Source organism: Micromonospora sp. PLK6-60 (genome assembly GCF_019890675.1).
GTDB lineage: Bacteria > Actinomycetota > Actinomycetes > Mycobacteriales > Micromonosporaceae > Micromonospora.
Window position 1 is genome coordinate 41,709 of sequence record NZ_JAIOAA010000018.1, and the last position, 16,306, is coordinate 58,014.

The 16,306-nt window shown below is 72.4% G+C and carries 17 protein-coding genes; 12 read left to right on the forward strand and 5 right to left on the reverse strand.

Translation table 11 applies throughout. The features are described 5' to 3' along the window. Nucleotides 1-30: 30 nt before the first annotated feature. Together holA and K7640_RS25295 are read left to right on the forward strand one after the other, a co-directional pair. On the forward strand, nt 31-1,011 hold the full coding sequence (gene holA / locus K7640_RS25290) for a DNA polymerase III subunit delta (protein WP_222957411.1): 981 nt from the start codon (nt 31-33) through the stop codon (nt 1,009-1,011). Continuing rightward, complete coding sequence (locus tag K7640_RS25295; RefSeq protein WP_222957412.1) at nt 1,008-1,454, forward strand: hypothetical protein; 447 nt, start codon at nt 1,008-1,010, stop codon at nt 1,452-1,454. The genes holA and K7640_RS25295 overlap by 4 nt, the downstream gene beginning before the upstream one ends. A 175-nt stretch (nt 1,455-1,629) precedes the next feature. Here the strand turns inward: K7640_RS25295 and rpsT are convergent, their stop codons facing one another. Together rpsT and K7640_RS25305 are read right to left on the reverse strand one after the other, a co-directional pair. Continuing rightward, entirely contained in the window at nt 1,630-1,896 is a 267-nt protein-coding gene (rpsT, locus tag K7640_RS25300) for a 30S ribosomal protein S20 (protein WP_222957413.1), read from the reverse strand. A 111-nt stretch (nt 1,897-2,007) separates the two neighbouring features. Further along, complete coding sequence (locus tag K7640_RS25305) at nt 2,008-2,988, reverse strand: aminoglycoside phosphotransferase family protein (RefSeq protein ID WP_308042706.1); 981 nt, start codon at nt 2,986-2,988, stop codon at nt 2,008-2,010. A 73-nt stretch (nt 2,989-3,061) separates the two neighbouring features. Between K7640_RS25305 and K7640_RS25310 the strand changes: the two genes are divergently transcribed. From K7640_RS25310 to K7640_RS25345, 8 genes are all read left to right on the forward strand, one after another. Next, on the forward strand, nt 3,062-3,598 hold the full coding sequence (locus tag K7640_RS25310) for a DUF4240 domain-containing protein (RefSeq protein ID WP_222957415.1): 537 nt from the start codon (nt 3,062-3,064) through the stop codon (nt 3,596-3,598). 132 nt (nt 3,599-3,730) lie between these two features. Then, complete coding sequence (gene lepA / locus K7640_RS25315) at nt 3,731-5,608, forward strand: translation elongation factor 4 (RefSeq protein ID WP_222957416.1); 1,878 nt, start codon at nt 3,731-3,733, stop codon at nt 5,606-5,608. Nucleotides 5,609-5,916: 308 nt separating this feature from the next. Further along, a complete protein-coding gene (locus tag K7640_RS25320) occupies nt 5,917-6,204 on the forward strand; it encodes a GlsB/YeaQ/YmgE family stress response membrane protein (RefSeq protein ID WP_222957417.1) in 288 nt (95 codons plus the stop codon). A 460-nt stretch (nt 6,205-6,664) separates the two neighbouring features. Continuing rightward, on the forward strand, nt 6,665-6,952 hold the full coding sequence (locus K7640_RS25325) for a GlsB/YeaQ/YmgE family stress response membrane protein (protein ID WP_222957418.1): 288 nt from the start codon (nt 6,665-6,667) through the stop codon (nt 6,950-6,952). Between the two features lie 217 nt (nt 6,953-7,169). Then, complete coding sequence (locus K7640_RS25330) at nt 7,170-8,462, forward strand: sugar ABC transporter substrate-binding protein (RefSeq protein WP_222957419.1); 1,293 nt, start codon at nt 7,170-7,172, stop codon at nt 8,460-8,462. Next, nucleotides 8,459-9,445, forward strand: a complete 987-nt coding sequence (locus K7640_RS25335; protein WP_222957420.1) for a carbohydrate ABC transporter permease — start codon at nt 8,459-8,461, stop codon at nt 9,443-9,445. Before K7640_RS25330 ends, K7640_RS25335 begins: the two co-directional genes overlap by 4 nt. Further along, nucleotides 9,442-10,272, forward strand: coding sequence for a carbohydrate ABC transporter permease (locus tag K7640_RS25340; RefSeq protein WP_222957421.1), 831 nt, complete (start codon nt 9,442-9,444; stop codon nt 10,270-10,272). Before K7640_RS25335 ends, K7640_RS25340 begins: the two co-directional genes overlap by 4 nt. Before the next feature lie 91 nt (nt 10,273-10,363). Continuing rightward, the gene (locus K7640_RS25345; RefSeq protein ID WP_222957422.1) at nt 10,364-11,008 is read left to right on the forward strand and encodes an MOSC domain-containing protein; all 645 of its coding nucleotides are present in this window, start codon (nt 10,364-10,366) and stop codon (nt 11,006-11,008) included. A gap of 199 nt (nt 11,009-11,207) precedes the next feature. On the opposite strand, the gene K7640_RS25350 is transcribed toward K7640_RS25345, so the two are convergent. After that, complete coding sequence (locus K7640_RS25350) at nt 11,208-12,065, reverse strand: hypothetical protein (RefSeq protein WP_222957423.1); 858 nt, start codon at nt 12,063-12,065, stop codon at nt 11,208-11,210. 296 nt (nt 12,066-12,361) lie between these two features. Further along, a complete protein-coding gene (locus K7640_RS25355; RefSeq protein ID WP_222957424.1) occupies nt 12,362-13,144 on the reverse strand; it encodes an enoyl-CoA hydratase-related protein in 783 nt (260 codons plus the stop codon). A gap of 19 nt (nt 13,145-13,163) precedes the next feature. Between K7640_RS25355 and hemW the strand changes: the two genes are divergently transcribed. Continuing rightward, a complete protein-coding gene (gene hemW, locus K7640_RS25360; RefSeq protein ID WP_222957425.1) occupies nt 13,164-14,387 on the forward strand; it encodes a radical SAM family heme chaperone HemW in 1,224 nt (407 codons plus the stop codon). Between the two features lie 43 nt (nt 14,388-14,430). Here hemW and K7640_RS25365 read toward each other — a convergent pair whose 3' ends face one another. Continuing rightward, nucleotides 14,431-15,021 (reverse strand): DUF4870 domain-containing protein, encoded by a 591-nt coding sequence (locus tag K7640_RS25365; protein WP_222957426.1) that lies wholly within the window; start codon nt 15,019-15,021, stop codon nt 14,431-14,433. A 240-nt stretch (nt 15,022-15,261) separates the two neighbouring features. On the opposite strand from K7640_RS25365, the gene hrcA reads away from it, so the two are divergent. Continuing rightward, complete coding sequence (hrcA, locus tag K7640_RS25370) at nt 15,262-16,284, forward strand: heat-inducible transcriptional repressor HrcA (RefSeq protein ID WP_222957427.1); 1,023 nt, start codon at nt 15,262-15,264, stop codon at nt 16,282-16,284. Nucleotides 16,285-16,306: the final 22 nt, after the last annotated feature.

Sequence of the window (16,306 nt, forward strand, 5' to 3'; positions counted from 1 at the left end):
AGGCACGATACGGCGCGGGGCCGTGCGAGTATGGGCGGCGTGACCGCCGCCAGTCTCCCCCCCATTCTGCTCGTCCTGGGCGACGAGGAGCTGCTCGCCACGCGCGCCGTTTCCGAAACGGTGGCGGCGGCCCGCGCGGTCGATCCCGACGTGGACGTCCGGGAATACCAGGCGGGCGCGCTCGCCGTCGGGGAGATCGACGAGATGCTCAGCCCGTCGCTGTTCGGTGGGCGCCGGGTGCTGGTGCTCCGCGCCGGCCAGGATGCCCGCAAGGACCTGGTCACCGCGCTGCTCGCGTACGCGAAGAACCCCGACCCGGAGGTGCAGCTGGTGGTGCTGCACCTCGGCGGCGCCAAGGGCAAGGCCTTCGCCGACGGGCTGCGTGCCGCCGGTGCCACGGTGGTCCCCGCCGCGAAGCTCAAGGGGCACCGGGACCGGGTGGCGTTCGTGCGTGACGAGATCCGCCGCGGCGGCGGCAAGTGCACCGAGGACGCGGCCGAGGCCCTGATTGCCGCGGTCGGCACGGACCTGCGCGAGCTGGCGGCGGCCTGTTCGCAGCTGCTCGCCGACACCGACGGCCGGATCGGGGCGGAGACGGTGTCCCGCTACTACCGGGGCCGGGTCGAGGTGAGTGGCTTCACGGTCGCCGACGCCACCATGGTCGGGGACGTGGCGGGGGCGCTGGAGGCGCTGCGGTGGGCGCTGCACGTCGGGGTCGACCCGGTGCCGATCGCCGACGCGCTGGCCGACGGGGTGCGGACGGTGGCCCGGGTCGCCGCCGCCGGTCGGGGCGACCCGTACCAGCTCGCCAGCTCACTGGGCATGCCCGCCTGGAAGATCAAGAACGCCCAGCAGCGGGCCCGGGGCTGGACGCCGGAGGGGCTGGTGGCGGCGATGCGGGCGGCCGCCGAGTGCAACGCGGCGGTCAAGGGCGGCGCGGACGACCGGGCGTACGCCCTGGAGAAGGCGGTCTTCTCGGTCGCCGCCGCGCGGCAGGGCGGCGGCCGGTGACCGGGGCGCCCCGCACGGCCTGGGCCACCATCCCGGCCGACGAGGAGCGGTTCCGACCGCTCTACGCCCGGCTGCTCGGCCTGCGTTTCGTCAACCCGGGCGGGGTGCTCTGCTTCCTCTTCTTCGAGGGCGCCGTCGCGCTGGCCGTCCTGCTCGCGCTCGCCGAGCTGGTCAGCTGGTGGGCGGTGCTGGTGCTGCCGGCCGCGGTGGCGGTGATGGTCAAGCTCAACGACGTGGTGGCCGAGATGGTGGTCCGGTCCGCGGCTCTGGTGCCCGAGCAGGAGCGGGACCGCTTCCGTCGTGAGCTGGAGCCGGCCGTGGGCCGGGTGGCGGTGGACTGGTCGGCCCGCGCGGTGCCCGGTGTGGTGGTGGGGTCCGGCCCCGCGCTGCCCGCCGCCGGGCGCGAGCTGCCCGGCCGGGAGCGGCGCGAGCCGCCGCGCTGACCGCTCCGGAGGGCTGACCGCGCCGGGAGGGCTGGCCGCGCCGAGGGTTGAGCAGCCCGGGAGCGCCGGCCGCGCTGAGTGAAACGGGCCGGAGACGCAGAACGGGCCGGAGACGCAGACAACCGGAAGCCCCGGGTCGTACCCGGGGCTTCCGGTCAGGTCTGGGCTCGGCCGGTCAGGCCGAGAAGGACGCCACGCGCTTGGCGATGGCCGACTTGCGGTTGGCCGCCTGGTTGCTGTGGATGACGCCCTTGCTGGCCGCCTGGTCCAGCTTGCGAGCGGCATCCCGCATCAGCGCGGTGGCCTTCTCGGTGTCGCCGGCCTCGGCAGCCTCGTGGAACTTCCGGATGGCGGTCTTCAGCGACGACTTGACCGACTTGTTACGCAGCCGGCGCTTCTCGTTCTGCCGGTTGCGCTTGATCTGGGACTTGATGTTCGCCACGCGACAGCCTCGTCTTGATAGCTCGGGTTGGTCAGCTTTCGCGCAACGAGCATGGGTCATCGCCGCGCGAAAAGCCAGGTTACCAGGTCGGCCCGGACGAGCCAAAACGGCTCAGGTCCACCCTCGCCGGGCAGCCAGCCAACCGAGCGCCTGCTCTCCGCTGAACCGCTGGTGGGACCGGATGTGTGGGGAGGCGGTGGAGGGTCCGGCGGCGGCGCTGGTGAGGAAGTAGCCGGCCAGCGCGGCCAGGGTCACGTCGAGCGCGTCCGGCGGCGCGCCGGCGGCGGCCGGGTGGGTGGCGAAGGCCACGTCCGCGTCCGGTCCGTCGGTGTGGCCGGTGAGCAGCAGGGTGACCAGGTCGAACCAGGCCGGGCCGTGACAGAGCCAGGTCCAGTCGCAGAACCAGGCCCGCCCGGCGGGGTCGAGCAGCACGTTGTCCACCCGCAGGTCGCCGTGGATCAGCCCGGTGGCGGGCGCCGCGTACGCCGGCAGCCGCGACTCCAGGACCACCAGCTCCGGCAGCCGCCGGGTGGCCCACGGCGGCAGTCGCGGGGTCGGCTCGTGGCCGGCGGCCACCTCGCCCCAGCTCAGGATGTCCGCCCGGGCCAGGTCGGCCAGGTGGGGCGGGCGGAGCGCGAGCAGCTCCGCCGGGGGCGTGGCGAGCGCGGCGGCCACCTCGGCGTACCCGGCCAGGACGGCGGCCAGCTCCGCCGGCGCCCAGGGCAGCCGGGGCGGGCGGCCGGCGACGGCGTCCAGGCCGATGGCGTACCAGCCGGCCGCGGTCAGGCCCCAGCGGGGGCGGGGGACCGCCAGGCCGGCCGGGAGCCCGGCGAGGACCGCCGCCTCCCGGTAATACCAGTCGGCGAGGTGCCGCTGCTGGGCCAGGTCGGCGGCCTTCACGAACGCCCGGGCCCCGGCGGCGGTCTCCAGCACCGCGGCGAACCCGCGGGTGAAGCCCGCCCCGGCGCTGCGCGCCGACACCACGGGTCCGCCGAGCCGCACGGCCACCGCGTCGCGCAGGGCCGCCGGCAGCGCCGACCACGCCGGACGTACGGCGGTGGCGTGGTACGGCACCGGACTGGCGGCGGTCACGCCTCCAGGATGCCCGACGGTGGGCGGCCCGGTCGGGACCGGATGTCGGCCGGCTCTGCCAGACTGCGGGACCATGCGGACCGACGAGTTCTGGCAGTTGATCGACGAGGCCCGGGCCGGCGCCGGGGGAGAGGCCGACGCGGTGGCCGCCCGGGCGGTCGCGCTGCTCGCCGAGCGCGACCCGGCGGACATCCTCGGGTACGCCCGCCAGCAGCAGCGGGTGTTGACCGCCTCCTACCGGGTGGATCTGTGGGGGGCGGCATACCTGATCAACGGCGGTGCCTCCGACGACGGCTTCGAGTATTTCCGGGGTTGGCTGATGACCCAGGGCCGGGCGGTCTTCGCGAAGGCGGTGGCCGATCCGGACTCCCTGGCCGAGCTGCCACGGGTGCGGGCCGCGGCGCTCAGCGGCGAGGAGTTCGACGGCGAGGAGATGCTGTCGGTGCCGTGGGACGCGTACCGGAAGGCGACCGCGACCGAGCTGCCGGCGGACCGCGACCCGGTGCCCGAGCCGGACCTCAACGACTTCTGGGACTTCGACGACGAGGAGGAGGCCCGCCGCCGGCTGCCGAAGCTGGCCGCCCTCTTCGTCGAGCCGCCGCAGGAGTAGGCCGCTGCGGGAGTAAGAGGCCCTCCGGCCGGCACCGGAGGAGTGATCCGACCGCGTCCGGAGCGACGTGGGAACATAGAGGGGGCCGGCACGCGCCGGCCCGCTCACGTCAGCCGACCAGAACGGACCGCTGTGCCACCGACGCTCGATCCCGGCGCGAACGCTCCTGGTGCCACCGACCCGGCACGGATCAGGAACTTCTGCATCATCGCCCACATCGACCACGGGAAGTCGACCCTGGCCGACCGGATGTTGCAGCTCACCGGCGTGGTCGACCCACGGCAGATGCGCGCGCAATACCTGGACCGGATGGACATCGAGCGCGAGCGTGGCATCACCATCAAGAGCCAGGCCGTCCGGATGCCGTGGACCATCCGGGAGGGCGAGCGGGCCGGTGAGCCGGCCGTCCTCAACATGATCGACACTCCGGGCCACGTCGACTTCACCTACGAGGTGTCCCGCTCGCTGGCCGCCTGCGAGGGCGCGCTCCTGCTGGTCGACGCCGCGCAGGGCATCGAGGCGCAGACCCTGGCCAACCTCTACCTGGCGCTCGAGAACGATCTGAAGATCATCCCGGTGCTCAACAAGATCGACCTGCCGGCCGCCCAGCCGGAGAAGTACGCCGAGGAGCTGGCCCACCTGATCGGCGGCGACCCGGCCGACTGCATCCGGGTCTCCGGCAAGACCGGTGACGGGGTGCCGTACCTGCTCGACGAGATCGTCCGGCAGTTCGACCCGCCGGTCGGCGACGCCGACGCCCCCGCCCGCGCGATGATCTTCGACTCGGTCTACGACGTCTATCGCGGCGTGGTCACCTACGTCCGGGTGATCGACGGCCGGATCGGCGCCCGGGACCGGATCAAGATGATGTCCACCGCCGCGGTGCACGAGCTGCTGGAGATCGGCGTCATCTCGCCGGAGATGGTAAAGGCCGACGCGCTCGGCGTCGGCGAGGTGGGCTACCTGATCACCGGCGTCAAGGACGTCCGGCAGTCCCGGGTCGGTGACACGGTCACCATCAACTCGCGGCCGGCGACCGAGGCGCTCGGCGGCTACAAGGACCCGAAGCCGATGGTCTACTCCGGCCTCTATCCGATCGACGGCTCGGACTACCCCAACCTGCGCGAGGCGCTGGACAAGCTCAAGCTCAACGACGCCGCCCTCGACTACGAGCCGGAGACGTCCGGGGCGCTGGGCTTCGGGTTCCGCTGCGGCTTCCTCGGCCTGCTCCACCTGGAGATCATCCGGGAGCGGCTGGAGCGGGAGTACAACCTCGACCTGATCTCCACCGCCCCCAACGTGGTCTACCGGGCCATCACCGAGGACGGCCAGGAGATCGTGGTGACCAACCCGAGCGAGTACCCCACCGGCAAGATCGCCGAGGTGTACGAGCCGGTGGTGCGGGCCACCGTGCTCACCCCGAACGACTACGTCGGCGCGGTGATGGAGCTGTGCCAGGGGCGCCGGGGCAGCCTGCTCGGCATGGACTACCTCTCCGCCGACCGGGTGGAGCTGCGCTACACGCTGCCCCTCGCCGAGATCATCTTCGACTTCTTCGACCAGTTGAAGAGCCGCACCAAGGGCTACGCCTCGCTGGACTACGAGCCCTCCGGCGAGCAGGCGTCCGACCTGGTCAAGGTGGACATCCTGCTGCACGGCGAGCCGGTGGACGCGTTCAGCGCCATCGTGCACAAGGACAAGGCGTACACGTACGGCACCAGCATCGCCGCCAAACTGCGCAGCCTGATCCCGCGGCAGCAGTTCGAGGTGCCCATCCAGGCCGCCATCGGCAGCCGGGTGATCGCCCGGGAGACCATCCGGGCGATCCGCAAGGACGTGCTCGCCAAGTGCTACGGCGGTGACATCAGCCGTAAGCGCAAGCTGCTGGAGAAGCAGAAGGAGGGCAAGAAGCGGATGAAGATGGTCGGCCGGGTGGAGGTCCCCCAGGAGGCCTTCATCGCCGCCCTCTCCTCCGACTCCGGCGACGGCAAGCCCGCCGGGAAGAAGTGACGCGGCTCCGGCCCACCGGAGTCACCTGCTGATCGAGCGCGACACCCCAGAGTGCCCCTGGGGTGTCGCGCTCGTTCTTGTTGCCCGAGGAAATTTTCGGCGGCTCGCCGCGCCCTGATGATCGTGGAAGCACCCTGCTGAGCTGCGGCTATCGTCCGCCGAAGGGGCGATCGACGCAGCCGCGGGCATCGACCATCCGGCACCTGTTCGGGCTGAGTCGGTTTGGTTTCTCGGCGGGTCGGGCATCTAGCGGTCACGACAAGAAACACACCAAACGGTGTGAACTTAGCTTTTCGAGGAGAATCGACATGGAGCTCACCGTCTGGGGCATTCTCACCGCCCTGTTCGTCGGTCTGATCGTCGGCGCGCTCGGCCGGCTGGCCGTCCCCGGCCGCAACCCGATGCCGATCTGGCTGCACATGCTCATCGGTGTGGGCGCCGCGCTGCTCGGCACCGTCCTGGCCCGGGCGATGGGCATCGCCACCGAGACCGCCGGCATCGACTGGCGTGAGCTGCTCGTCCAGGTCGTGCTGGCCGCCATCGCCGTCGCCCTGGTCTCCGGGGTGGGCCGCCGCCGCCACGTCACCCACCGGTAATTCCGCGACACCTCGCGACCTGCGCGGGCGCCCGACCGATCCGGTCGGGCGCCCGCTCGCATCTGGTCGGGCGCCCGCTCGCATCTGGTCTGGCGCCCGCTCGCATCTGGCCGGGTGCCGCTCGCATTGGCTCTGTCTCGTTCCTCGGCCGAGTCTTGTCTCGTTCCTCGGTCGGGGCGCCGCCCGCCGGCGGCACGGGGTCTACCCGATTCGCCCAGGATGGCGCGCGTCGATGCCCGACGGGCCTTCCGGCGTCCCCGGCCGTTGGCGGGTCGGCACCTGCGGGTTGCTCCGACAGGGGCGCCCTGAGCAGGGAGAACGGCGCGCGTCGTCCCGGATCGGGTGACAGTGCACCGGGTGCGGCAGAAATTCGGTTTGGCAATTCGGCGGGCCGGGAATCTATTGCTCCGACAGGAACCACACAACTGGTGTGACTGAGTCTTGAAGGAGGAGGGCGACCATGGAGCTCACCGTCTGGGGCATCATCACCGCCCTGTTTGTCGGTCTGATCGTCGGGGCGCTCGGCCGGCTGGCCGTCCCCGGCCGCAACCCGATGCCGATCTGGCTGCACATGCTCATCGGTGTGGGCGCCGCGCTGCTCGGTACGGTTCTCGCCCGGGCGATGGGCATCGCCACCGAGACCGCCGGCATCGACTGGCGTGAGCTGTTCGTCCAGGTGGTGCTGGCCGCCATCGCCGTCGCCCTGGTCTCCGGGGTGGGCCGCCGACGCGGCGTATCGCGCTACTGATCCCACGCACCCCCAGCGGGCGCCCGACCCTCGTGGTCGGGCGCCCGCTCGCGTGTACCCGCCGGTCGCGGGCGACTCGTCCCGATCTGCCGCTCCGCCGCGCTCCTGCGGTACGGTCGCCTCGCGCGGCTCGCCGCCTCCCCCTGTCGTAAAGAAATTTTTCCTACTAAGGTGCGGCGGAGAAGGTTAGTGCCAAGACGGCGCGAGGGAGAGTGGCGTGAACAGGTGGAAGCGGCTGGCTCCGGTCACCGCCTTCGTGGCGTCGGCCGCGATGGTGCTCACCGGCTGCGGAGGCTCCGGCGACGACGCGGAGTCCGCCGACAACAGCAAGCTGACGGTCTGGATGATGGGCGAGGGCGGCGACGAGCAGACCGCGTTCCTCGACGGCGTCGAGACGGAGTTCCGCAAGAAGCACCCCGACACCGACGTGGTGGTCCAGTACGTTCCCTGGCTCGAGGCGCCGAAGAAGTTCCAGGCCGCACTCGCCGGTGGTGAGGGGCCGGACGTCACCGAACTCGGCAACACCGAGACCCAGGGCTGGGCGGAGCAGGAAGCCCTCGCCGACGTCTCCGACAAGTTCAACGGCTGGACCGAGGGCAAGGACATCCTGCCCGACCTGGTCAAGAACGCGCAGCTCGACGGCAAGCAGTACGGCGTGCCGTGGTACGCGGGCGTGCGCGCCGTCTACTACCGCACCGACTGGTTCGCCGAGGCCGGCGTGCAGCCGCCGAAGACCTGGGACGACATGGTGGCCGCCGCCAAGGCCGTCCAGGCCAAGAAGCCCGGAACGTACGGCATCGCCCTGCCCGGCAACTCGGAGCTGCCGTTCTACTCCTTCCTCTGGGGCGCCGGCGCGGAGATCGCCACCAAGGAGGGCGACACCTGGAAGTCCGGCTACCGCACGCCGGAGGCCCAGAAGGCGGTCAAGTTCTGGACCGACCTGGTCACCGTGCACAAGGTCGCCCCGCCCGCCGCGGCCGGCTGGAACGAGGTGGACGCCCGTACCCAGTTCGCCACCGGCAAGGCCGCGATGGCCTTCGCCGGCAGCTGGCAGGGGGGCGCGATGAAGAAGGACAACCCCGAGATCGAGAAGGTCTGGGGCACCTTCCCCATCCCCGGCCCGGACGGCCAGGCGGCCCCCGCGTTCGCCGGCGGCTCCGACATCGCCATCTGGAAGGACAGCGAGCGGGCGGCGCTGGCCTGGGACTACGTCACCGTCCTGCTGAGCAAGCAGAAGGACAAGGAGTTCGCCGGCAGCCTCGGCTTCTTCCCGGTCTACTCCGATCTGGTCGGCGGCGGTGAATACACCAACGACAAGGTGATGGCGTCGTTCGCCACCGCCATGCAGAACACCAAGCTGACCCCGCTGACCCCCAAGTGGGTCGAGGTCAGCCGGACCAAGACGGTGACCCAGGCGATGAACAGCGCGGTCATCAAGGGCCAGAAGACGGTCGAGCAGGCCACCGCCGACGCGGCCACCGAGATGGAAGGCATCTTGAACAGCAAGTGAGCGTACTGAACAAGAGCACCGGGACGGCCGCCGCGCGGGACACCCCCGCGCGGCGGCGGCCCCGCGTGGACCGCCTGCCGTACCTGCTGCTCCTGCCCTGCCTGGCGATCATCACGGTGCTGCTGCTCTGGCCGCTCGGCCAGGTCGTCGCGATGTCGTTCTTCAAGCTGAACAACGTCCGACAGTTGCGCGGCGACCGCGAGTGGCCGTGGGTGGGGCTGGCCAACTACACCCAGATCCTGGGCGACCCGTTCTTCCGTACGGTGCTGCGCAACACGGTGCTCTTCGCCGCCGCCAACGTGGTGCTGACGATGATCCTCGGCACCCTGGTCGGCCTGCTGCTCAACCGGCTCGGCAAGCGGATGGCCACCTTCGTCGCCAGCTGCGTGATGCTGGCCTGGGCGACCCCGGCGCTGACCGGCACCATCGTCTGGAAGTGGATCTTCGACGACACCAGCGGCCTGGTCACCTGGCTGTTCAACAAGCTGCCCGACGGGCTCTCCACGGCCCTGTTCGGGCGCAGCGACTGGACCGGGTACGGCTGGTTCAACTCGCCGCTGCTCTTCTTCGCCATCCTCACGCTGGTGGTGGTCTGGCACTCCTTCCCGTTCATCGCGGTGAGCGTGCTCGCCGGACTCAAGAGCGTGCCCAGCGAACTCCAGGAGGCCGCCCGGGTCGACGGGGCCGGCCCGTGGCGGGTGTTCTGGTCGGTCACCTTTCCGGTGCTGCGGCCGGTCTTCGGGATCCTGGTGGTGCTCTCCACCATCTGGGACTTCAAGGTCTTCACCCAGCAGTTCGTGCTGGCCGGCGGCACCCAGGACCGCTCGACCTTCATGCTCTCCATCTACTCGTACGCCGAGGCGTTCTCCCCACCGCCCAAGTACGGTCTCGGCGCGGCGATCGCGGTCATCCTGACCGTGATCCTGCTCCTGGTGACCGGCCTCTACGTCCGCATGGTGCTCCGACAGGAGGAGGAGGCGTGAAGCGGATCGCGCTGAACGGTGCCGGCCTGCTGGTCGCGCTCTTCGCGGCCTTCCCGGTCTACTGGATGGTCGCCACCTCGCTCAAGCCGAACAGCGAGATCTTCGCGTCCACCCCACGGCCGGTGCCCGCCGAGCCGACGCTGGCGCACTACCGGGAGATCCTCGGCGGCAACCTCATCCCGGGCGTCACGTTCCTCGACTTCTTCCTCAACAGCGTGCTGGTCGCGGTCGCCACCGTGCTGCTCAGCGGCCTGGTGGCGTTGCTGGCCGCGACCGCGGTCGCCCGGTTCCGATTCAAGCTCCGGACCAGCTTCCTGATCATGCTGCTGGTGGTGCAGATGATCCCCCTCGAAGCGCTGGTCATCCCGCTGTTCCTGATGATCCAGCGGCTCGGGCTCTACAACACCCTGCCCAGCCTGATCCTGACCTACCTCGGCTTCTCGCTGCCGTTCGCGGTGTGGATGCTGCGCGGCTTCGTCGCCGCGGTGCCGAAGGAGTTGGAGGAGGCGGCGGCCATCGACGGCGCCAGCCGGGCGCAGACCTTCCGCCGGATCCTCTTCCCGCTGGTGGCGCCCGGACTCGTGGCGACCAGCATCTTCTCGTTCATCACCGCCTGGAACGAGCTGATCTTCGCGCTGACCTTCATCAACGACCAGCAGAAGTACACCCTGCCGGTCGCGATGACGTTCTTCTTCGGCCGCGACGACACCGCCTGGGGGTCGGTGATGGCCGCCTCCACGCTGTTCACGCTGCCAGTGATCGTCTTCTTCCTGCTGGTGCAGCGGCGGATGGTCTCCGGCCTGGTCGCCGGCGCGGTGAAGGGGTAAGGAAGGGCCCCTTATTAACGCCTCCGGTAGAGCAGGGCCCCCTGTTAACACCGGTCCACACCCGCGCGCGGCTGCCCGTAGGCTCGTCGCCATGACGGGCAGACTGGTGGCGGTGAACCTCGGCGTGGTGACCGAGGCGGAGTGGGCGGGCGACGCGAGCGGCCGCAGCGGGATCGACAAGCGGCCGGTCGGCGGTCGGGTGGCCGTCTCGCCCGAGGGCGTCGCCGGCGACTTCATCGGCGAGCGGGCCCACCACGGCGGCCCCGACCAGGCCGTCTACGCGTACGCCGAGGAGGACGCCGGTTGGTGGTCGGCCGAGCTGGGCCGGGAGCTGCCGCCCGGCGCCTTCGGCGAGAACCTGACCACGTACGCCGTGGACGTCACCGGGGCGGTGATCGGTGAGCAGTGGTCGATCGGTTCGGCGCTGCTCCAGGTGACCAAGCCGCGCACCCCGTGCACCACCTTCGCCGGCTACTGGGGGATGCCGGATCTGATCAAGCGGTTCACCGTGCGCGCGGCGCCGGGGGCGTACCTGCAAGTGCTCCGGCCGGGCGACGTGGGCGCCGGTGATCCGATCGAGGTGGTGCACCGGCCCGGGCACGGCGTCACCATCGGCGAGGTCTTCCGGGCGATGAACCTGGAGCCGGCGCTGCTGCCACGCCTGATCGAGGCGACCGACCTGCCCGAGCCGCTGCGCGAGAAGGCCCACCGCCGGCTCTCCGGCAGCCGCCCCTGACCGCATCTCGGGCCTGACGTGACCCGCCAGCACAGGCGCCACAGGAGTCAGGCGGCGCCGAGAAAGTCAGGCGGCGCGGAGGGGGTCAGCGGCACGCGGGAGGTCAGTCGGCGCGGAGGAGTCAGGCGGGCCGGCCCAGGAGTCAGGCGGCGCCGGGGGAGTCAGGCGGGCGGCACAGGAGTCGGGCGGCGCGGAGGGATCAGGCGTCGGCGAAGACCTCGGCCAGCACCTGCGCCTGGTCCGGCCGGTCATCGGTGATCTTGTTCCACCGGCCGGCGCGGGCGGTCCACTCCAGCTCGCCGAAGCGGACCCGCTTTACCCCGTGGTCCTGGGCGTGCGAGACCAGCCAGTGCGCGTACCGCCAGCCGTCGCGCGGGTCGGGGGCGGGCACGGCCAGGCCGGTGAGGTCGGCGGCGGCGCTGCTCAACCCCCAGTCCAGGGTCAGCCCCCGGGTCAGCGCCAGCGTCGCCGCCTGCCCGCGCATCGTCGGGTACGGGCCGACCGCGCAGGCCACCGCGCCGGTCGCCTCGCCGAGCAGCGCCCGGGTCAGCACCGCCGACTCGTCCGACCACTTCTGGTACGCCTCCGGGAACGCCGACCGCTGCACCTTCTGCGCCGCGTCGGTGACCCGCATCCGCTCCCAGCCGCGCACCTTGGCCAGCGCGGCGTAGAACTTGTTGGCCGCGTACCTCGGGTCCCGGATCTCCGCCGGGGTGCCCCAGCCCTGGCTCGGCCGCTGCTGGAACAGGCCCACCGAGTCCCGGTCGCCGCCGGCCAGGTTGCGCAGCCCGGACTCCTGGAACGCGGTGGCGAGCGCGACCACCACGGCCCGCTCGGGCAGTTGCCGCTGGATGCCGATCGCGGCGATGGTGGCGGCGTTGGCCATCTGGTCGCCGTCGAGCACGACCCGGCCGTCGGCCTGCACCACGCAGGACCGGTCGGCCACCGGGAGGCGCAGCTTGTCGCCCACCTGACGGGCGAGGACCCAGAGGCCCACCACGGCGACGAGAACGACGACCACTCCACCGGCCACGACTGCCCGAGTTCGCACCCGCACCTCCCGTTCCACAGTCCGACAAGAGTACGTTCCGGAGCCCGGCATGCGGGTCGTCCGACCGGTTGGCCTCCGTTCCGTGTCGCGCCGGCTGCACAGAGTGTCGGGATTTCCCCGCCCCGGCACCCGGAAACCGGGCGAGCCGCCCGGCGGCCGGGAAGCGGGCCAAGACGCCAGGCGGCCGGGGATCGGGCAAGCCGCCGGCGGCCGGAAACCGGGCGAGCGCCGGGCGGCCGGAAACCGGGCAACACGCCAGGCGGCCGGGGACTGGGCAAGTCGCCCGGCCGCCGGAAGGCCGGTCAGTCGACCGGTACCCAGGCGGCCGGCCGCTTCTCCCGGAAGGCCGCCACGCCCTCCCGGCCCTCCTCGGACAGGAAGTAGCCGGTGGAGCGGGCGGCCAGGTCGGCGAGCTCGGCGCGCAGGTCGGTGCCGGCCGGCCGGCGCAGCAGCTCCTTCGCCCCGGCCAGCGCCCCCGGCGCGCCCCGCACCAGCGACGCGCAGCAGCGCGCCACCGCCGCGTCCAGCTCGGCGGCCGGCACGGCGGCGGTGACCAGGCCGACCTCGGCGGCCCGGCGGCCGTCGAAGGTGTCGCCGGTGAGGTACAGCTCGGCGGCCGCCCGGGGCTGGAGCCGGGGCAGCACGGTGGCGGAGATGACCGCCGGGATGACCCCGATCCGGACCTCGGTGAAGGCGAAGGTGGCCTCCTCGGCGCAGATCGCCAGGTCGGCCGCCGCGATCAGGCCCAGCCCCCCGGCCCGCGCCGGCCCGGCCACCCGGGCCAGCACCGGCTTCGGGCACTCCCAGACGGCGGCGAGCACGTCGCCCAGCTTGCCCGCCGGCACCGAACCGCTGGCGTACGCGGCGGCGGTCTCCTTCAGGTCCGCCCCGGAACAGAAGACCGGGCCGGTGTGGTCCAGCACGATCACCCGGACCGCGTCGTCGGCGGCGGCGGCGGCCAGCCCGGCCAGCAGTTCGGTCATCAGCGGGGTGGACAGCGCGTTGCGGTTGTGCGGGCTGTCCAGGGTGAGGGTGGTCACCCCACGGGCCGTGGAGACCCGCACGAGCGCGTCGGAGGAGGTCATGCCGGGCACACTAGTGGCCATGCCCGGCGCTCTTCCAGAAGGTGATCCCGTCCCGTCGGACGGCTCGCTGCCCGCCACCGCCACCGCCACCGTGGGCGGGCGCGGTTTCGGCGTCTACGTCCACGTGCCCTTCTGCGCCAGCCGCTGCGGCTACTGCGACTTCAACACGTACACCGCGGCCGAGCTGGGCGGCGGCGCTGACCGCGAGTCGTACGCGGACAGCGTGCTGGCTGAGCTGGCGCTCGCCGCCCGGGTGCTGGGCGACTCGCCGCCGCCCCGGGTGGACACGGTCTTCGTCGGCGGCGGCACCCCGACCCTGCTCCCCGCCGACGACCTGGCCCGGATCCTGGACGGCATCGACCGCACCTGGGGGCTGGCCGCCGACGCCGAGGTGACCACCGAGGCCAACCCGGAGTCGGTCACCCCGCAGTCGCTGAAGACCCTGCGGGCGGCCGGCTACACCCGGATCTCGCTGGGCATGCAGTCCGCCGCGCCGGGCGTGCTGGCGATCCTCGACCGGCGGCACAGCGCCGGCCGGGCCACCGCCGCCGCGCTGGAGGCCCGCGACGCCGGGTTCGACCACGTCAACCTGGACCTGATCTACGGCACGCCGGGGGAGCGCGCCGAGGACTTCGCCGCCTCCCTGGACCAGGTCGTCGCGGCGGGCGTGGACCACGTCAGCGCGTACGCCCTGATCGTGGAGGACGGCACCCGGCTGGCCGCCCGGATGCGGCGCGGCGAGCTGCCGTACCCCTCCGACGACGTGGCGGCGGACCGTTACCTGGCCGCGGAGGCCGCCCTCGGCGCGGCCGGCTTCTCCTGGTACGAGGTCTCCAACTGGGCCCGCTCCGAGGCGGCCCGGTGCCGGCACAACCTGCTCTACTGGACCGGCGCCGACTGGTGGGGCCTCGGGCCGGGGGCGCACAGCCACGTCGGCGGGGTGCGCTGGTGGAACGTCAAGCACCCCACCGCGTACGCGAAGCGCCTCGCCGCCGGGGAGTCCCCGGGCCTGGCCCGGGAGCTGCTCACCCGGGACGAGGCGCACATGGAGGACGTGATGCTGCGGCTGCGGCTCGCGTCCGGCCTGCCGCTGGCGGCACTGGACGCGGCGGGCCGGGCCGGGGCCGAGCGGGCCCTGGCCGGCGGCCTGCTGGCCCCCGACCGGTACGCGGCCGGCCGGGCCGTGCTCACCCTGCGCGGCCGGCTGCTGGCCGACGCCGTGGTGCGCGACCTGCTGCCCTGACCGGTACGCCCGGCCGGCGGGGTGGCCGGCCGGGCGAGGGTCGTCACTTGATGAAGCTGGCCGACATCGGGTAGCGGTACAGGGTGCCCTCGTTGGCCTTCATGCCGGCGATGATGCCCAGCACGATCTGGATCAGCACCACGGCGACGCTGGGCAGGAAGAGCAGGCACCAGCTGACGAAGAGCAGCACGAAGGCGATCGCCGACCAGAGCAGCTGGAAGTTCAGCGCGGCCAGGGCGTGCGCCCGCGCCGCCGGGGACTTCTGCCCCTGCACCAGGTAGGCGATCAGCGGGGCGACGAAGCCCAGCGGCCCGAAGCTGATCAGCGCGCCGACGGCGCCGCCGAAGTGCGCCACCAGCGCCCAGGTCTTGTCCTCGTTGCCGGAGTAACCGGCCGGGGCGCCGTAACCGCCGGCCGGGTAGCCACCGGCGGAGTAGCCGCCGCCTGGCGGAGGGTAGCCGCCCGGCGGGGGCTGGCCCCCGGGTGGGGGATAGCCGCCGGGGCCCGGCGCGCCGGACAGTGGTGCGGTGGGCTCGTTGGCCGACGAAGGGCCGAAGGGAGCCGACGGTGGGGTCGGCTCCGGCTGCTGCGGGCCGGGTTCACCCGATCCCGGAGGGCGAGGTGGTTCAGTCATGGACGTCACGGTAGGTGTTGCCGGCAAGGGCGCACCAGAGCGAGACCGGTGTCCGCACCGGGACGTTCGGTCACTCTCCGCGCCGACGGCCGGCCCGCCGGGGCCCGGACGGACCGGCGGTCCGTCGTTGATCATCGCGCGGGCGGGTACGCCGACGTAGACTGGCACTCGCTACAGTCGAGTGCCAGACGTTCGCCCGGCGCGGGGCGCGTACCGGGTGGATCCGGCAGGAGGTGGGAGATGGGTCTCGACGACCGCAAGCTCGCCGTGCTGCGCGCGATCGTCGAGGACTACGTCGCGACGCAGGAGCCGGTGGGCAGCAAGGCCCTGGTCGACCGGCACCAGCTGGGCGTCTCCCCGGCCACCGTGCGCAACGACATGGCGGTGCTGGAGGAGGAGGGCTACATCCGGCAGCCGCACACCAGCGCCGGCCGGGTGCCCACCGACCGCGGCTACCGGCTCTTCGTCGACCGGCTCTCCCGGGTCAAGCCGCTCAGCCCGGCCGAACGCCGGGCGATCGAGCGCTTCCTGGTCGGCGCGGTCGACCTGGACGACGTGGTGCACCGCACCGTACGCCTGCTGGCCCAGCTCACCCGGCAGGTGGCCGTGGTGCAGTACCCGTCGCTGGCCCGGTCGAAGGTGCGTCACCTGGAGCTGGTGCCGATCTCCACCACCCGGCTGATGGTGGTCATGATCGCCGACACCGGCCGGGTGGAGCAGCGGCTGGTCGAGATGCCCGGCCCGATCACCGGCGACGACGTGAACGACCTGCGCCGGCTGGCCAACGAGAAGCTGGTCGGCAGCCGCCTGTCGGAGACCCCGCCACTGGTCCAGGCGCTGGTCGACGAGTCCTCGCCGCAGCTGCGACCGGCGATGGCCACGCTCTCCAGCGTGCTGCTGGAGACCCTGGTCGAGCGGCACGAGGAGCGGATCGCGCTGGCCGGCACCGCCAACCTGACCCGGGGCGGTCTGCTCGACTTCCAGGGTTCGCTGCGACCCATCCTCGAGGCGCTCGAGGAGGAGGTCGTGCTCCTGAAGCTGATCGGCGAGGCGGAGCCGAGCACCACCCGGGTGCTGATCGGCGACGAGAACGAGATCGACAACCTGCGGGCCGCCTCGGTGGTCAGCACCGGGTACGGTCCGGGCGCGACCATCGTCGGTGGGCTCGGCGTGCTCGGACCCACCCGGATGGACTACCCCGGCACCATCGCCACGGTGCGCGCCGTGGCACGCTACGTGGGCGAGTTGCTGGCCCAGAACTGACCCAAGGCAGGGCCGGCGGCCG